Annotated in this window: 13 protein-coding genes and 1 pseudogene; 4 read left to right on the plus strand and 10 right to left on the minus strand. The window is 61.2% G+C overall.

All coding sequences use genetic code 11. The features are described from left to right. The first annotated feature begins 56 nt into the window (after positions 1–56). From cobU to hemN, 4 genes and pseudogenes are all read left to right on the plus strand, one after another. A complete protein-coding gene (gene cobU / locus KJQ96_RS24455; protein ID WP_213253906.1) occupies positions 57–560 on the plus strand; it encodes a bifunctional adenosylcobinamide kinase/adenosylcobinamide-phosphate guanylyltransferase in 504 nt (167 codons plus the stop codon). Positions 561–628: 68 nt separating this feature from the next. Then, the gene (gene cobS / locus KJQ96_RS24460; RefSeq protein WP_213253907.1) at positions 629–1,411 is read left to right on the plus strand and encodes an adenosylcobinamide-GDP ribazoletransferase; all 783 of its coding nucleotides are present in this window, start codon (positions 629–631) and stop codon (positions 1,409–1,411) included. Further along, complete coding sequence (gene bluB / locus KJQ96_RS24465) at positions 1,408–2,049, plus strand: 5,6-dimethylbenzimidazole synthase (protein WP_213253908.1); 642 nt, start codon at positions 1,408–1,410, stop codon at positions 2,047–2,049. Before cobS ends, bluB begins: the two co-directional genes overlap by 4 nt. 2,427 nt (positions 2,050–4,476) lie before the next feature. Next, positions 4,477–5,831: pseudogene (gene hemN / locus KJQ96_RS24470) on the plus strand (oxygen-independent coproporphyrinogen III oxidase). Between the two features lie 33 nt (positions 5,832–5,864). Here the strand turns inward: hemN and KJQ96_RS24475 are convergent. The 10 genes from KJQ96_RS24475 to KJQ96_RS24520 form a co-directional block, all read right to left on the minus strand. Next, on the minus strand, positions 5,865–6,272 hold the full coding sequence (locus KJQ96_RS24475) for a DUF6455 family protein (protein WP_057854144.1): 408 nt from the start codon (positions 6,270–6,272) through the stop codon (positions 5,865–5,867). A gap of 150 nt (positions 6,273–6,422) precedes the next feature. Further along, on the minus strand, positions 6,423–6,611 hold the full coding sequence (gene ccoS, locus KJQ96_RS24480) for a cbb3-type cytochrome oxidase assembly protein CcoS (protein WP_108521769.1): 189 nt from the start codon (positions 6,609–6,611) through the stop codon (positions 6,423–6,425). Beyond that, on the minus strand, positions 6,611–8,803 hold the full coding sequence (locus KJQ96_RS24485) for a heavy metal translocating P-type ATPase (protein WP_213289031.1): 2,193 nt from the start codon (positions 8,801–8,803) through the stop codon (positions 6,611–6,613). Before KJQ96_RS24485 ends, ccoS begins: the two co-directional genes overlap by 1 nt. An 11-nt stretch (positions 8,804–8,814) precedes the next feature. Next, entirely contained in the window at positions 8,815–9,336 is a 522-nt protein-coding gene (locus tag KJQ96_RS24490) for a FixH family protein (protein WP_213251451.1), read from the minus strand. Continuing rightward, positions 9,333–10,796 carry a cytochrome c oxidase accessory protein CcoG gene (ccoG, locus tag KJQ96_RS24495; protein WP_108521774.1) on the minus strand — a complete coding sequence of 488 codons (1,464 nt, stop codon included), beginning with the start codon at positions 10,794–10,796 and terminating at the stop codon, positions 9,333–9,335. The genes KJQ96_RS24490 and ccoG overlap by 4 nt, the downstream gene beginning before the upstream one ends. A 78-nt stretch (positions 10,797–10,874) precedes the next feature. Then, positions 10,875–11,744, minus strand: a complete 870-nt coding sequence (ccoP, locus tag KJQ96_RS24500; RefSeq protein WP_108521777.1) for a cytochrome-c oxidase, cbb3-type subunit III — start codon at positions 11,742–11,744, stop codon at positions 10,875–10,877. Positions 11,745–11,750: 6 nt separating this feature from the next. After that, positions 11,751–11,915 carry a cbb3-type cytochrome c oxidase subunit 3 gene (locus KJQ96_RS24505; RefSeq protein ID WP_057846728.1) on the minus strand — a complete coding sequence of 55 codons (165 nt, stop codon included), beginning with the start codon at positions 11,913–11,915 and terminating at the stop codon, positions 11,751–11,753. An 11-nt stretch (positions 11,916–11,926) separates the two neighbouring features. Beyond that, positions 11,927–12,661: a cytochrome-c oxidase, cbb3-type subunit II gene (ccoO, locus tag KJQ96_RS24510; protein ID WP_057854472.1), complete on the minus strand. Its 735-nt coding sequence runs from the start codon at positions 12,659–12,661 to the stop codon at positions 11,927–11,929. Positions 12,662–12,672: 11 nt separating this feature from the next. Continuing rightward, a complete protein-coding gene (gene ccoN, locus KJQ96_RS24515; protein ID WP_108521779.1) occupies positions 12,673–14,295 on the minus strand; it encodes a cytochrome-c oxidase, cbb3-type subunit I in 1,623 nt (540 codons plus the stop codon). 403 nt (positions 14,296–14,698) lie between these two features. After that, positions 14,699–15,418 carry a cyclic nucleotide-binding domain-containing protein gene (locus KJQ96_RS24520; RefSeq protein WP_108521781.1) on the minus strand — a complete coding sequence of 240 codons (720 nt, stop codon included), beginning with the start codon at positions 15,416–15,418 and terminating at the stop codon, positions 14,699–14,701. Between the last annotated feature and the right edge of the window lie 1,094 nt (positions 15,419–16,512).

The raw sequence follows: 16,512 nt of genomic DNA on the forward strand, positions 1-16,512 counted from the left end.
TTCGCCTTTGTCTTTATCGGAGAATGGTGATTACTGCTGGCTGAGCGGAGGACGTCATGGCCATCATACTCATCACGGGCGGCGCCCGATCAGGCAAAAGCCGGCGCGCAGAAGTCCGCGCGCGTGCCTTTCCGGGGCAACCCGTCTATTTCGCCACGGCAGAGGCGCTCGATGAGGAAATGGGCGAACGAATAGCAAAGCATCGCGCGCGACGCGGAAATGACTGGATCGAGCGCGAGGTACCGCTTGACCTCGTGCAGGCCCTAGCCGAGACAGATGGCGGTGGCGCAAGGCTGATCGATTGTCTCACGCTCTGGCTATCGAATTTGCTCCAGGCGGAGCGCAACTGGTCGCATGAGGCTTCACTGCTCGCTGACGCGCTTGCCCGCCAACGCAGTCCGGTCGTCATGGTCACGAACGAGGTCGGGCTCGGTATCGTGCCGGATAATGCGCTGGCGCGCGCATTTCGGGACGCGGCGGGCATCCTGAACCAGACGATTGCCTCCGTTGCCGACGAGGTCGAATTCGTCGTGGCAGGATTGCCGATGAAGCTGAAATAGTGCCGCGCTCGGCGGAGTTGCGACGCCTCGCCCGTTGTGCGAGTTGACGGTTCGAAGGTTGAAGACCTATGCATCATCTCGAGGTTCTCAGAAGCATCGTTACTGATCTGAGGATCGCCATCTCTCTCTCCACGATTCTACCTCTCGGGCCGGCGAAGCCGGTCAGCGATGGCGGTGTTGGCCGCGCGAGCTGGGCGCTGCCGGTAGCCGGACTGGTGGTGGGCCTTACCGGAGCGGTGGTCTATTCGATCGCGCGCGAGGTGGGTTTGCCGCCCGGCCCGGCCGCCATGCTCGCGGTGGCGGCCACGGTTCTTATCACCGGCGCGATGCACGAGGACGGCCTTGCCGATACCGCCGACGGGCTCGGCGGCGGTCGGACGCGCGAGCGGAAGCTCGAGATCATGCGGGACAGCCGGATCGGTACTTATGGCGGCTGCGCGCTTATCGTCTCGCTCATCTTGCGATGGAGCGCGCTTGCAACTATCGCCGATCCACAGTCGGTTGCGGCCGCGCTTTTGGTTGCACATGCGGCGGCGCGCGCCGGCTTGCCGGTATTCATGTGGCTGATTCCGCCGGCACGGTCGGACGGACTTTCAGCGGGGGCCGGACAGCCGCCGTGGCAAAGCGCTGCCATTGCTGTTGGTCTTGCGACCGCTTGCCTCGTTTGCGGTCTCGGGCCGAGCAAGGCGACGATCGGACTGATCTTGTTGTCGCTGGCCGGGCTGATATTGGCGCGGCTTGCCACCAGACAGGTCGGAGGACAGACAGGTGATATATTGGGTGCGTTCGAGCAGATTGGCGAGATCGCGATTCTGCTGGTGGCGGTAGCCCTCCTCCAGACGGAACTATGACCTTGACGATCTCATTCGATGAAGTTTTTCGCCGGCAACTGCGTGAGCTGTTCGTGTGGCGCCGCGACGTACGGCGCTTTCGTCCCGATCTGCTCCCGAGCGAAGCCATTGAGCGGCTCATTGAGATCGCCTGCCTTTCCCCGTCCGTCGGCCTGAGCCAGCCGTGGCGGTTCGTCATCGTCGAGGACAAGGCGAGGCGCCGTGCCGTGATCGAAGACTTCAAGACCTGCAATGCCGATGCGTTGCATTCTTATTCAGGCGAACGCGTGGCGCGGTACGCGACGCTTAAGCTTGCCGGCCTCGAAGAGGCTCCGGGTCACCTGGCCGTGTTCGCGGAAAAGGCAAGCGATATCGGGTATGGCCTCGGGCGAGCAACGATGCCGGAAACGGTCGAATATTCCGTCGCCGCGGCCATCTGCTCGATGTGGCTCGCCGCACGCGCGGAGGGCATTGGGCTTGGCTGGGTGTCGATCCTGAATCCGGCCCGCATCCACGAGATTCTCGAAGTGTCGGAGTCCTGGAAACTCATCGGCTATCTCTGCGTCGGCTACCCCCAGGCAGAGTTCGATCGGCCAGAACTTGAGCGGGCCAAGTGGGAATATCGGCGAGCGGCGAAGGAATTTACCACGCGACGCTAGCGCCCAGAATTTCAAGTTTCCACCCGGAGCCTTCGTCGCGTGTTAACGTCGTGTAGGTCAACCAACCAGGACTAACGACCTGGCGATTGGCCGAAGGCAACGTTAGATTCCTCTCGGCTAGATATTGGCCCCACACTGGTTTGTCTGGCACTGCAGACCCGGGCCGCGATGTTTTTCCAGAGAGAGAGAGAGAGAGAGAGAGAGAGAGAATTTCCAGTTCCGGACGGCTGTGTTCGCTCGCAATACCCCGTGCGCACCTAAGAAGCGAGAAACTCGTTCGGGTTGAGGCCCCGGATCGGCGCGACCGATGCGGCGCCTGTTGCTGGCTGCCGTCGAAACCGGTGGGCCTCGCGCTTAAAGCTAGGCGCTAACCGACATCGATCGCCCAGCAATGATGGGTAGAGCGCGTGAGAAGCCACCCGCAGCCATCTACCAGAGTACGCTCGCACGATGATCGATCAGTGTGCTCGCAATTCGACGGGAAAGAATAATACCCGGTCGCCACTTCAGCTGTACGAGGCCACAACTATTTGAATCAACGCACTTAGTGGTAATGCCATGCCTGTCCTTGACAAAACGCTTTTCTGCCGTCCCAGTATCGTTGCGAAGTAATAGGCCGGTGACAGACATCAACTAATCCGATGGGCCGTTCTGATTTAGCGATGGATTGGTGCGAGGACGCGGCCAACCCCTGAATTCATGGGCGTGAGTGAGATCAAATGCAAGATCTGCAAGCTGGCGCTCATACTCGCCGTAGTAAAAAATGCCCGGCCCCCTTTCGGCGGCCGGGCGGAAGTCAGTCTGGGAGGAGCGACGCTGTTACACATCGCACCAGCTTCCGTCGGCAGAGGGAGGGTGCCGACGGTTCATTTACGGCGAGGGCATTCGCCGTTAACTTTAGCCACGGGAAGGCCGATATCCGTTCCAAATGAAATCTGGCTTCGCTTCCTTCTGCTCTATTCAGGGAATTCGGCCCAACGCTGCGCGGGAAGGTCGACAACGGCGTCAGTTCTTCCCTCACGTAATCTTAGGACGGTCACCAAGATCATGCTTCTGAGATGGACCCACGGAAAAGAGGCTGTCCGTCAATGCTACACCCGCCGACTGATCGTCATCCACGACGGAAATGACGCCGAGTGGGTGCGGCCATTTGCACCAGACTATGCGCTTTTTCTATGCAGCATTCCGTAAAATTGGTGAAATCGATTGTTTTGATGGGATGCATCTATACTGTTGATACATAAAGACATGCGTTCAGCGGCCTTGATCTAAATCGCGTCGTTCGCGCCGGACGCTCTGATGACCCAGCGTAAGCTCTGGCCTCATAGCAATCTATTCTATCAAGACCTCGCGGTGGCCGACTTTTTTGCGCGGCCTCGGCCCTTTTCCCACCTGCAAGGCCCGCTGCGGGCTTGCGCTGCTTTTACGGATCAGCCAGGGCACGCCGCGGAAATCTCACAATTGCGCGTTTAGGGCTTCAATCGCGAAAGACCTCTGAGGGGGCGCGTTGGCCGACGGCTGGTGCGAAGGTAATCATCGAGGCTTGCACGGACACGGCTCGCAAACGGCGAGGCACCCGGCTCATCATGGCCCATGATTGTTTGATGGCCGACAAAGTCTCACTCGGCAACGTGGTAATTGCGACACTATTCTCAATCCAAGAATATCGCGCGGCCGTGCCCCGGGCCGACTAGACGCACATCATCGACAGCCTTCGAGCGGCACGTCATTTGCAAAGATGATGTTGGGCGTGGACACGGACGTTCACCCGTGCCGATGCCCGCAACCTCCAGGTTGCAGCCCGACGCACCTCTTGCTTCCCCCTTGCAAAGTGCGTCGGGCTTTTTCGGTCGTCAAGTTTCCACGCATCTGCCTATCCTCCGCGTGAATGCAAATTGGAACGCCTATGAACTATACGCGCGCATTTTCGGAGACGCCGAACGCCATGTCGGCGCCAATCATCGGATGCATGGCGATGTTCTCGGCGACCAGCGGCATTGCGGTCGCTGAGATTTAGTCCACTTCCTCCTGCGCCAGACGCAGCGGTAACGTTCACGGTGAGCAGGAAGCAGGGCTTGCGCCAGAGCGTAGCGACGCTGAAAAGTGCAGTTCCCTACTCGCTGAAAGGAGTGATCACCTTCAATAGTTCTTTCGGTAGCGTCCAATCCGATTAGAAGTGCACGCTGCTCCGTATCCGGATTTTTGTATCCGGGATGCGACAATGCAGCAGACAACCTGTCGGGGAGCCATCGAAAAACATTCCCAAATTGATAGTTTCCCGGTGATTTAGAACACTACCAACGACAACCTTGACGATCAAGCCCATTGGCTTTGAATCGCTGATCTCGCCGGTCATACTCCCTGACCCAGCGCAAAGTCCAGTTGGCGCTAGGCTGTTATGTGGCTAGGAATGGGGGGAACTCGAATATGCGATCGGATTTGGCTGACATCTACGGGCAAGACAAGCTCCCACGGTACACCAGCTATCCAGCAGCCCCGCACTTCTCTTCTGCAATCGGCGAGAAGGTGTATCGGCATTGGCTCAGATCGGTTTCGGCCCACCGACCCGTCTCGCTCTATTTTCACATACCTTTCTGTCGCTCAATGTGCTGGTACTGCGGATGCCATACATCGGTGGCCGAGCACGAGGAGCCGATCGCCGCGTTCGTCGCAGCTTTGCGTCGGAAGGCGCAACTAGTCGCGGACACGATAGAGAAAAGCCTGCCGGTCGCGCATCTGCACTTCGGCGGGGGCACTCCGACCATCATGGCTCCGCAACTGCTCGTCGATCTCGCTTACGACCTTGCGCTGTATCTTTTTCGTGGTTCCGGATGCCGAGATTGCCGTTGAGGTCGATCCGCGAACTCTGACCAACGACCTGACGCAGGCTTTAGAATACTGCGGGGTCACCCGCGCGAGCCTCGGAGTCCAGAGCTTCGACCCAAGAGTGCAGCGCACAATAAATAGATTGCAAAGCTTCGAGCAGACGGCCGCTGCAGTCGAAAGGCTTCGCCGGGCAGGTGTGCGGGGGATCAACTTCGACCTTCTCTATGGTCTTCCTTTTCAGACGGTAAGCTCTTGTCTAGACAGCATTGCCAAGTGCGTCGAATTGCGCCCCGACCGGCTTTTCGGTGTTCGGCTACGCGCACGTCCCATCATTCAAGAAGCATCAGCGCAAGATCGCGGAGGAGAGCTTACCTGATAGTGTCGAGCGACACGTTCAGTCCGAGACCATCGCAGAGGCCCCTCAGGACGCGGGGTATGTGCGCATCGGGTTGGATCACTTCGCGCTCCCAGACGATGCGCTCGCGACGGCGCAGCGCGATGGCCGATTGCGGCGCAATTTCCAGGGCTACACCGATGACGGCGCTGACACACTCATCGGCCTCGGGGCGAGCGCGATCGGTCGGATGCCACACGGCTTTGTCCAGAACGTGGTGGCCATCCGCGACTACCTGAACCGCATCGCGGAGGGCCGGCTAGCCACGGTGAAGGGTTATGCTTTCACCGAGGATGACCTTTTCCGCGCTGATATCATCGAGCGGGTCATGTGCGATTTGACCGTTGACCTGGAGCAGATATCCCGCATCCATCGTCGGGATCCACGGACAGCAGTCGTCGATCGCGCCCGAATCGACCGGCTTTTAGCCGACGGAGTCGCGACAATGTCTCAAGGTCGGCTAACCGTCAGCGAAGGATCGGAATTCCTGGTGCGTAGCGTCGCCTCAGCGTTTGATGCTCACCTTTCGCGGTCAACAGGCGTGCACAGTCGCGCGGTTTAAAGACCGAGAGGCCCTTAGACCATTTGTAGCTTGTCAGCAGCAGCTCGGACCACGAACGAGATCCATCGCATCTGGCTTTGGCTTCGTCCGCAGCGCATCGATCGTGTAGCTGTTGGCGCAGTATTCATGAAGATGCTGCGCCGTTGTTTCCGCCTCTATCTCGCGGTTGCATCGGGTCTTTTCGGCGCACAGTGCACACACCAGCGTCATGTCGCGCAGCACGCCCGGCTCCTTGCGCGCAATGGCCGTCTCGTCGATGCCGAGCGCCTTGAGTAGTCCCGACAGCTCATCAGCGCCGCGCCGCCCACGGTAAGTGAGGGTTTCGAGCTCGGTCGGTGAGACGCGAAGGTCGCGCGCGATGCAATCGAGCTCGGCGGCTCCAAGGGCGCGGAGGTCGGCGGTATCACGGAGCCGGCCGAGCCACTCCGAAAACCTGCCCATGAGCCTACCTCCGATCGATTCCTTTCTTATAGCCGATGCCACAGTACCCTCCCGGTACGGTTTGAGCACGTCAAGTATGCGGGGCGAATAGCCGACCGTATTGCGTCAGATCAAAATTGGAAGCATCCCGGGACGCGCAACGACGAGGCATTACGGTCGCGATTCCGACCTCAGCTCGACGCGGCGTGGAGCCTGCGTTTCGTCGTCGTCAGAAATCGCGCGCCAGGCGGCTCCCTCGAGATCGTCATATTGGCCGTTCTTGAGGGACCACAGAAATCCGAGCAGCCCGAACAGGCCGAGCAAGAGCGCCAGCGGCACCAGGAACACGATCACCTCCATCACAGATTCTCCTGCGGGAGAGGTCGCGCACGCAGCGCATTCAGCATCACCAGGATCGAGGAGCCCGACATCGCGGCGGCCGCGATCAGAGGCGTCACGAAGCCCAGAATGGCGATCGGCACGGCGAGGCAATTGTAGCCGACCGCGAGATAGAGGTTCTGCCGCATCAGGCGCAACGCTTTCCGCGAATGGTCTACCGCGGCAATCACCGGCGCGAGGCGGTTGCCGAGGAAGACGAGATCGGCCGTCGCCTGGCTCAAATGCGCCGCCGAGATCGGCGACATCGAGACATGCGCCGCCGCCAGCGACGGCGCATCGTTGAGCCCATCGCCGACCATCATGACTTTAAAACCCTGCCGCTTCAGTTCCCCGATCCGGGCGATCTTGTCGGCGGGCGTGACGCCGGCGCGCCATTCGGGGATTTGAAGCATCTCAGCCGCGGCGCGCACCGCCGGCTCGCGGTCACCGGAAACAATTTCTACCGCCACGCCACGCTTCTGCAGCGCCGCGATGACCGCGCGCGCGTCCGGCCGCAGGCTCTGGCAGACCGCGAACACATAACGTTTTTCACCACGCGCGAAGGCAACGACGGAAACCTCGGGATCGCGGCTCAGGAGTTCGTTCGCGAGATCATCGGCCTTGCAGAAAGTTGGACTTCCAAGCCTCACCTCTTCACCTTTAAGAACGCCGCGAACGCCCTGCCCCGGCTGTTCCGTGATCCCGGGCAGCGGCGATTTCGCGCCGGCCGCGCGCGCCAGCGCCGAGGCGACGGGGTGATGGCTCGCCAGCGCAAGCCGGCCCGCGAGCTCGAACACATCGGCGGGCACGGCCGCCGAGTTCACCACATCGAGCTCAGGTAACGTCAGCGTTCCCGTCTTGTCGAAGATGATACGGTCGATCTCGGCGACGCGCTCGATGGCATCACCCGAATTGAGCAGCACGCCAGCGCGGAACATCGCGCCCGACGCCACTGTCTGCACCGTCGGGATCGCAAGCCCCAGCGCACAGGGACAGGTGATGATCAGAACGGCGATCGCGGTGATAATGGCGTCATGGACGCTGGCGCCGGCGATCAACCAGCCGATCATGGTCAGGAAGGCCGTCGCGTGCACCACCGGTGCGTAGAGGCGCGAGGCACGGTCGGCAAGTTGCACATAGCGCGAGCGCACCTGCACGGCGTGATCAAGCAGCCGCTGGATGTCCGCAAGCAGCGTGCCCTCGGAGGCGGCGGAAACGCGCATGCGCAAGGAGCCGGAGATGTTGAGCGAGCCGGCGTAGACCGCACTGCCCGGCTTGACCGCCGCATGCGACGTCTCCCCCGTGATCAGGCTCTGGTCGATCTCCGACCTGCCGTCGATGACCGTGCCATCGATCGCCGAACGCTCGCCGGGCCGCAGCAGAACGATGTCGCCGGCCTTGACCGCTGCGGCCGGCACCACGGAGATCTCGTCTGGACCGACGAACTTGGTCGCCGTCTCGGCCTTCAGAGCGGCGAGATTGCCGGCCACCGCGCGGGTTCGCCGCTGCATGTTCTGTTCGAGATAGCGCCCGATCAGGAGGAAGGTGAGCAGCATGATCGCCGCGTCGAAATAGGCGTGCTCGGCATGGCCGATGGTCTCGACGATCGAGGTCGCGAGCGCCAGGATGACGCCGATGCTGATCGGCACATCCATGTTGACGTTGCCGCTGCGCAGCGCGTTGAAGGCGGAGCGGAAGAAGGGCTGACCGGCATAGGCCGCGGCCGGCAGCGCGATCAGCGCCGATATCCAATGGAAGAAATCGCGCTGCTCTGGTAGCATGTCGCTGACATTACCGGACCACACCGGGATCGACAGCATCATGACGTTCATGGTCGCGAACGCCGCAACGCCCAGGCAGCGCAGCAGGAAGCGGGAGTTCTCGGCCTCTGCCGCTTCAGCGGTGACAGCCTCGAACGGATAGGCCTTGTAGCCGAGCTCGACCAGGCAATCGATGAAGCGCGCCGGATCGAGCGCGCCCTCCTTCCACTCCAGCGCGACACGGCGGTCGGTCAGGTTGACGCGCGCCAGCGTCACGTCCGGGATGGCTGAAAGGCCACGCTCGATCTTCGAGACGCAGCCGGCGCAGCTGATGCCTTCGACAGCGAGGTCAATATGCGCCACTCCGGAGCCGAGATGCTTAACATAATGCGAAAAGTCCCGTGTCGCCTGCATGACGCGTTCCCCTAGTTCAGTACCACGCGGTTCCTAGACATGAACAGACGCCGGCCGTCGGCTTCGCTTTCCAGCACCAGATTCCATTGCCCCGGTCCGACGGCGCCGCCGCTGCCCCGATAAATGCCGCCTGTCACCTCCAACAGCGCGATCACCCGGTCCGCCCGCCGGTCGGTCGGCCGCTCCAGGCGACCGGTGAATTTCAGTCCGGTCAGCGCCTTTCCGCTCCCGTCGCGTGCCTTGACTTCCAGCGCCGTGTCCCCGTCCGCACTGCGCGCAAGATGCGCGTCCACCTTCCAGCTGCGTGCATCCTGCTCGCGTGCGGCGGCGATCTCCTTCTCATAGGCAAGGCTCGCCGCATAGGCGCTGTCGACCTCGGTGCCGGGCAGCGTCATGGAAGCAAGCCTTATCATGGTGAGGTTGACGCCGATGACGACGCCAAAGAACGCAAGCAGCATAAAAAGCACCTTGCGGCCGGTGAGCGGCTTTGGCGATGCACTGGCTCTGTTCACGACAGCTCCACTTGTTCTCATGGCGAGACGAAATTGTCGATCGCGGAAGCGACCTCGCCGAGACCGATATCGGTGATCCGGAATTTAGTCGGGATCGATTTTTCGGTATTCTTCTCCGACGGAGCAGTCACCAGCACACGCAATTCTGTGGTGCCGTCGCGCCCGAGCACGACCATTGGCCGGTCGGGCGTGATCGAATCGTCGCCCACTACGTGGAGAACGGCATCCTGCGGACCATCGACGTCGATCGTCACCACGCGGTCAAAACCGCGCTTGTTGAGCAAACGGACCGTGTAGGCGTTGCGGATCGAGCCGTCGCTAAGCTTCACCGCGACAGGGTTGCGATCGTGCAGCACGTTGATGTCGAGCAGCGAACGGGTGAGCAACGCATACAGCATGATCCCACCGACGAGTGCGATCAGCGCGGTGTAGATGATCGTGCGTGGCCGCACGATGCGGTAGATCGGCGGCTCGCCGGCCATCCGGCGCTGGATGTTAATGTCATTGTCGTAGCCGATCAGCCGAGTCGGCCCGCCGATCTTCTTCATCACGTTGTCGCATGCATCGATGCACAGGCCGCACTGGATGCAATCGATCTGCGGGCCATTGCGGATATCGATGCCGGTCGGGCAGGCCGCCACGCATTGATAGCAATCGACGCAGTCGCCGGCAGGCAGGCCGAGCGCCCGCAGCTCGTTCGCCTTCTTTACCGACATGCGCTTTTCGCCGCGGTCGTAGCGATAGGTGACGTTCAGCGCCCATTCGTCGGTCAGCGCCGCCTGGATACGCGGCCAGGGGCACATGTAGACGCAGACCTGCTCGCGCATGAAGCCGGCGAGCAGATAGGTCGTGGCGGTGAGGATCGCGATCCAGATATAGGCGATCGCCGGCGCCTGGAAGGTGACGAGCTCCTTCACCAGCGTCGGCGCGTCGGTGAAATAGAGCACCCATGCGCCGCCCGTCCACCAGGCGATCAAGAGCCAGATCGAATGCTTGAGCACGATTTCGGAGACGCGCCCGAGTTTTAGGGGATCGGCGGAAGCCGCCTTCCTCATGCGCTCGCGCCGGTCGCCCTCGATCAGGCGCTCGACCGCATAGAACAGGTCGGTCCAGACCGTTTGCGGGCACAGATAGCCGCACCAGATGCGGCCGCCGACCGAATTCATCAGGAATAGTGTGAGCGCGGCGATGATCAGGAGGCCGGTGAAGTAATAGACCTCCTGCGGCCACAGCTCGATGAAAAAGAAATAGAAGCGACTGTTCGGCAGATCGATCAGCACCGCCTGATCTGGGGCGCCAAGGCCGCGATTCCAGCGCACGAAGGGCAGCAAGTAGTAGACGCCCAGGCAGAACGCCATCAGGCCCCATTTGATCCGACGGAAGGTGCCAAAAACACTCTGCGGGTAGACGTTCTTGCGGGCCGCGTAAAGCGGCCCAACATCTTCGACTTGGTCGGGGTCTGTTTGGATGATTTTGTTCATGGGCCCGTGCTCTCTTAGTCTCCTCCCTCTCTGCCGGGTTGATCCAGCGCAAACCCAACGCCGCTTCCCTTTGCTCCGCTACTTGCCGCCGCCGAGCGTGTGGACGTAGACCGCCAGCGCCTTGATGGTGGACGGATCAAGCCGGCCCACCCACGCCGGCATCACGCCGGCCCGACCATTCGTGATGGTCTCACTCAGGGTCGCCTCGTCCGATCCGTAGAGCCAGATCTTGTCAGTGAGATTGGGCGCGCCGAGCTCCTGGTTGCCCTTGCCCGCCTCACCATGGCAGCTCGTGCAATTCTCGGCGAAAATTTTTGCGCCGGCGGCGACATCGTAACCCTGGCGCGTCGGCAAGCCCGAGAGCGAGCGCACATAGTTGGCGACCGTGCCAATCTCGTCCCGCTTCAAGATGCCATCCTTGCCGAAGGCGAGCATCGCGCCCTCATGGGTCTTGGTGTGACCCGAGCGCGCGCCGAATTGGATGGTCTGCACGATCTGGTCGAGCGAGCCGCCCCACAACCAGTCGTCGTCGTTCAGGTTGGGATAGCCTTTTGCGCCGGCGCCGCCCGAGCCGTGGCACGGCGCGCAGTTGTCGCCGAACGCGGCCTTGCCGCGGGCGCGCGCCAGCGTCAGCAGCGCCGGATCCTTTTCGATATCGGCGAGCGAAGCAGCACCCAGCGCAATCATCTTGTCGCCGCGGATCTTTTCCAGAATTGCAAGCTCGACGCCGACCGCGGCGCGCGTCGAATAGTTGAGCGCGCCCCTGGTGTAGCTCCACAGAAGCGGCCAGGCCGGGTACACCACCCAATAACCGATCGCCCACAGGATGGAGGCGTAGAAGGTGATCAGCCACCAGCGCGGCAGCGGTGTATTGAGTTCCTTGATGCCGTCCCACTGGTGACCGGTGGTGGTCTTGCCGGAAACCTCGTCAAGTTCGCTTTCCGCCATGACCTCTCAGTCCTCCCGCAACGGCATCCGAGATGCCTGGTCGAAAACCGCCTGGTTCCGCGGCCAAAGCGCGTAGATCACGATCGCAATGAACAGGCCGACGAAGATCGGCGTCCACACACTGGTGACGAGGTCCGACGCGATGTTGTGAACGATCAAGATTGCTTTCATCGTCCTGCCTCTCAGCGAAGATTGGCTTTTTCGTTGTAGAGCTTGAAGTCGACCAGCGTGCCGAGCATCTGCAAATACGCGACCAGCGCATCCATCTCGGTCGGCGCACCGGCCTTGCTGTCGAAATTGCGGATCACAGCTTTTGGATACCGTTTCCCGAACGCGTCGGTGCCGACACTATCCGGATCGGCCTGCGCCTTCAGGTCGGCGACCGCGTTCTTGATTTGCTCGTCCGAATAGGGCACCCCAACGATGCGGCTGGCCTTCAGGTTGTCGGCGACAACAGCGGTGTCGACCTCGGTCTGGGCGAGGAACGGATAGCCCGGCATCACCGACTGCGGCACAATCGCGCGCGGATTGGTCAGGTGAGTGACGTGCCACTCATCTGAATACTTTGCGCCGACCCGCGCGAGATCCGGCCCAGTGCGCTTCGAGCCCCACTGGAATGGATGGTCGTACATGCTCTCGGCAGCGAGCGAGAAGTGGCCATAGCGCTCAATCTCATCGCGGAGCGGCCGGACCATCTGCGAGTGGCAGAGATAGCAGCCCTCGCGGACATAGATATTGCGGCCTGCCAGTTCGAGCGGTGTGTAGGGCCTGACGCCATCGACCACCTCGATCGTGCTTTTCAGGTAGAACAGCGGCGTGATCTCGACCAGGCCGCCGATCGCAATCACAACCAGAATGCCCGCGATCAGGATGATGGAATTCTTCTCGAAGATTTGATGGCGGGTCCAAAAGGACATCCGATCGCTCCTTATTCCGCCGCCTGCAACGCGAGCTCTGTGCCGACGTCCGCCTCGCTTGCCCGCACCGTCATCCAGAGATTGTAGGCCATGATCAGCGCGCCGATCAGGAACAGCGCGCCGCCGGCGGCACGGATGACGTAGAACGGGTGCATCGCTTCCACCGTCTCGATGAAGGAATATTCGAGGAAGCCGAGCGAGGTGTAGGCGCGCCACATCAGGCCCTGCAGGATTCCGGAGACCCACATCGCCGAGATGTAGAGCACGATGCCGATGGTCGAGATCCAGAAGTGCCAGTTGACGAGCTTCAGGCTGTACAGTTCCTTGCGGCCCCACAGCCAGGGCACCAGGCAATACAGCGCACCAAAGGAGACGAAGCCGACCCACCCCAACGCACCGGAGTGAACGTGGCCGATGGTCCAGTCCGTATAGTGACTCAGCGAGTTCACCACCTTGATCGACATCAGAGGACCTTCAAAGGTGGACATGCCGTAGAAGGCCACGGAAACCACCAGCATGCGCAGCACCGGATCGGTGCGCAGCTTGTCCCAGGCGCCCGACAGCGTCATCAGGCCGTTGATCATGCCGCCCCAGGATGGCATCCAGAGCATCACAGAAAAAGTCATGCCGAGCGTCTGCGTCCAGTCCGGCAGCGCCGTGTAGTGCAGATGGTGCGGGCCGGCCCAGATGTAGAGGAAAATCAGCGACCAAAAGTGGATGATCGAGAGCCGATAGGAATAGACCGGGCGCTCCGCGCGCTTCGGGATGAAGTAGTACATGATGGCGAGGAAGCCGGCGGTCAGGAAGAAGCCGACCGCGTTGTGGCCGTACCACCACTGGAACATCGCATCCTGCACGCCGGCCCAGGCGATGTAGGATTTCGAGCCGAGCAGTGACACCGGCAGCGCCAGGTTGTTGCCGAGATGCAGCACGGCGATGGTGACGATGAAGGCGAGATAGAACCAGTTGGCGACGAAGATGTGCGGCTCCTTGCGCTTCACCAGCGTCATCACGAACACGACGAGATAGACGACCCAGACGATCGTCAGCCACAGATCGGCGTACCATTCGGGCTCGGCATATTCCTTGGATTGCGTCACGCCAAGTAGATAGCCGGTGCCTGCGATCACAATGAAGAAGTTGTAGCCGAGCACGACGAACCAAGGCGCGAGATCGCCCACGAGCCGCGTCCGGCAGGTCCGCTGCACCACATAGAACGAGGTCGCGATCAGCACGTTGCCGCCGAAGGCGAAGATCACCGCCGAGGTGTGCAGCGGCCGGAGCCGGCCAAAACTGGTCCAAGGCAGATCGAGATTGAGCAAGGGCCATGCGAGCTGGGATGCGATCAAGAGCCCGACGGCGAAGCCGGCGATGCCCCAGAACATCGCCATGAAGGAGGCAAATTTGATCGGACCGAGATTATAGTTCGGCTTCCCGCTGATCTCCTCCGGCGGCAGCGACGCGGGGCGGTCGAGATACCGATTCATGATGGCGAAGGAGGCGACGCCGCTCGCCACTGCAGCGAGCGAAGCATGAAACGCGAACGGCGCGTCCAGCGCCTTGGCGGCTGCGAACGCGCAGACGAAGGCTGCCATCGCGAAGAATAGCATCAGCCCGGCTTCGCCGTGGGTCATCCATTTCGTGGATTGAGTTTGCTGCATGTGTGATTCTCTTTGCATGGGCGCCTGCCCCGTCAGCCCGGGTCTCGCTGTGTTGTCCTTGATTGAGATCAACCCGATCAGCTACCCCCACGACCGGCGGGCATTTTGCACCCGCTCCAGCGGCTGCCTGAAGGAATCAGAATGGACGACGCTTGCGCGCTCCCGGTGTTGCCTGATGCGACCTTGGTGATTGGACACTGGCCCAAGCAAGAGCAGCGGCGAAAATCATGAAGACCGAGATGACGGCTGCGGAAACCAAGAGCGCATCGGCGGGCATGACGACCTCCATTGAAGCTGATGCGAATATATCGCCGTTTCAACAGAGGCGTCTTTGATCTTGATCAAACTAGGACAAAAGAACCCAACGCGACGCGCTTCAACTTATGCCCGCAGACAAGGCTTCGGCGCGCGGGGTATCCAACAGGACGACGCCACTCGCAAAGGTTTGGATCACACCATCACGTTCGAGCTTCGAGAAGGTACGGCTCACCGTCTCGATGGTGAGCCCCAGATGATCCGCGATGTCCAGCCTTTTCATCGGCAGCGGCATAATTTCTCCACCACGTCCAATTCCACTCAGTCGGTCGCGCCAGCCGATCAGGAAGCTCGCTATCTTCTCTTCGGCGGAGCGCCGTCCGAGCAAGACCATATGTTCCTGTGCCCGGGCCAGCTCGCGGCCCGCCAATTCAATCATGCGGCGCAGCAACTGCGGCCGGTTCTCGGCGAATGTCGCGAACGACTCCTTGGAGAACTGACACAGCGTGACACGGCCGATCGCGTCAGCGGAGAATTCGTGGCGCGGCAAGCCGGGGAGCCCGAGGAAATCGCCTGGCAATGCAAAACCGACGATCTGCCGCCGGCTGTCCGGCAACAGCTTGTAGAGGCGCAGGGTACCCGCATGCACGCTGAAGAACGACGTTGCTATGTTTGCCTGTGCGAACACGGTGGCGCCTGATTCAAAACGAACATGCCGCGACAGCTGCGCCAATTCGCGCAATTCGGTCTTGTCGAGCGCTGCGCAGATGGCAAAGCCCCTCGCCGTGCAATCGTGACACAATCGACAACGCGTTCCTTCCCCCAAAACCGAAATCTTCACACGTCCCTCCGATTGCCGCCTGCAGGCGCCTCATGGGCGCGTTTCCCTGCCGGTCGATGCAGTGTAGCGTCCGTAGGGATGAGGTGTTGTTGATGCAGATCAATCGCCGGAGACGCCCTGAAGCTGCGTCGTTCCGCGCCCCGCGTAGGTCGTTAAGGGCGCGAGCTCGAGCTTGCCACTGAGATCCACGGCACCTCGCTTGACGCGCTCCAGATCGAGGCGCCCAGCTATCGCTGGTCTCGGGCCTGCTGCACCATCCCCTGAACGGACAGTCAGCCTGCTCGTACCGGTGGTCAGCATCATTATCAAGGCCTGACCAAGCCCGCAGCTAGCCAGCTCCCACTTAAGCTGCCTGTTGAACAGAGCAAGATCGCCACGAAGAAACCCTCCCTGAAGCCGATTCTTAAACCCTCCCTCCCTCCCATCGCAGTTATCGCAAGATCCGGCTGGAGCCTGCGCAACAGCCAGGTCGCCCCGAAGGCGGCGCGGGCACCGGCCATGTGATCGTTGCGCCGCTGGACGATGACTTCAGGATCGACGCCAATTCTGGCGGGCCCGCCGCGAAGCGTGCCGCTTCGCAAAATGCGGTCCTATGAGGAAAACGCCCTCGGCCAACTCGTTCGCCGTCAAGGAGGTGGCTGGGTGTTACACTATGATTCCTCACTCCGCCTGGCCCACGAAGTCCGATTCATTGCAAGGACGAGCGTTCGCTCCCGGCGAATATGTCTCGATCGGCGGTCTGATCGGGTCACCGCCCTGCGGGGTCCGCGAGGGAGCGGAAGGCGGCAGTGCCGTTCCACCTCACCAATCCGAATTGTGGAATATTGTGTTGGTTTGGACTGTCCGGATCAATCCAATCTCGGATTTCGTGTTGGAGTCACCAGCCGCGTGTGCGACTATCCTTTCGAGGCCATGCTGCCGATGGTGCCCAGTCACCCTGGCGTTGTACTGGCTGATCGACCGCGCAGCACCTCTTGGGAGAAACGACCGATCAAGACATGCCTGGCGAGCACCCGATTCGCGCTCATCGAAGTGCTGCGAACGTTTGGCTGCGTTGCTCGAAATCGACTGAACTCTGGCCCCCGGAGAGGGAA

This window comes from Bradyrhizobium sp. sGM-13 (assembly GCF_018398875.1).
Classification (GTDB): Bacteria; Pseudomonadota; Alphaproteobacteria; order Rhizobiales; family Xanthobacteraceae; genus Bradyrhizobium.

What these genes read in the sequence shown, in the direction of transcription:
- KJQ96_RS24475 (WP_057854144.1), bottom strand. Translation starts at nt 6,272, where the DNA reads ATGGGCAGGTTTTCGGAGTGGCTCGGCCGGCTCCGTGATACCGCCGAC.
- cobS (WP_213253907.1), top strand. Translation starts at nt 629, where the DNA reads ATGCATCATCTCGAGGTTCTCAGAAGCATCGTTACTGATCTGAGGATC.
- KJQ96_RS24505 (WP_057846728.1), bottom strand. Translation starts at nt 11,915, where the DNA reads ATGAAAGCAATCTTGATCGTTCACAACATCGCGTCGGACCTCGTCACC.
- ccoN (WP_108521779.1), bottom strand. Translation starts at nt 14,295, where the DNA reads ATGACCCACGGCGAAGCCGGGCTGATGCTATTCTTCGCGATGGCAGCC.
- cobU (WP_213253906.1), top strand. Translation starts at nt 57, where the DNA reads ATGGCCATCATACTCATCACGGGCGGCGCCCGATCAGGCAAAAGCCGG.
- ccoS (WP_108521769.1), bottom strand. Translation starts at nt 6,611, where the DNA reads ATGGAGGTGATCGTGTTCCTGGTGCCGCTGGCGCTCTTGCTCGGCCTG.
- ccoP (WP_108521777.1), bottom strand. Translation starts at nt 11,744, where the DNA reads ATGGCGGAAAGCGAACTTGACGAGGTTTCCGGCAAGACCACCACCGGT.
- bluB (WP_213253908.1), top strand. Translation starts at nt 1,408, where the DNA reads ATGACCTTGACGATCTCATTCGATGAAGTTTTTCGCCGGCAACTGCGT.
- KJQ96_RS24490 (WP_213251451.1), bottom strand. Translation starts at nt 9,336, where the DNA reads ATGAGAACAAGTGGAGCTGTCGTGAACAGAGCCAGTGCATCGCCAAAG.
- ccoO (WP_057854472.1), bottom strand. Translation starts at nt 12,661, where the DNA reads ATGTCCTTTTGGACCCGCCATCAAATCTTCGAGAAGAATTCCATCATC.
- KJQ96_RS24485 (WP_213289031.1), bottom strand. Translation starts at nt 8,803, where the DNA reads ATGCAGGCGACACGGGACTTTTCGCATTATGTTAAGCATCTCGGCTCC.
- ccoG (WP_108521774.1), bottom strand. Translation starts at nt 10,796, where the DNA reads ATGAACAAAATCATCCAAACAGACCCCGACCAAGTCGAAGATGTTGGG.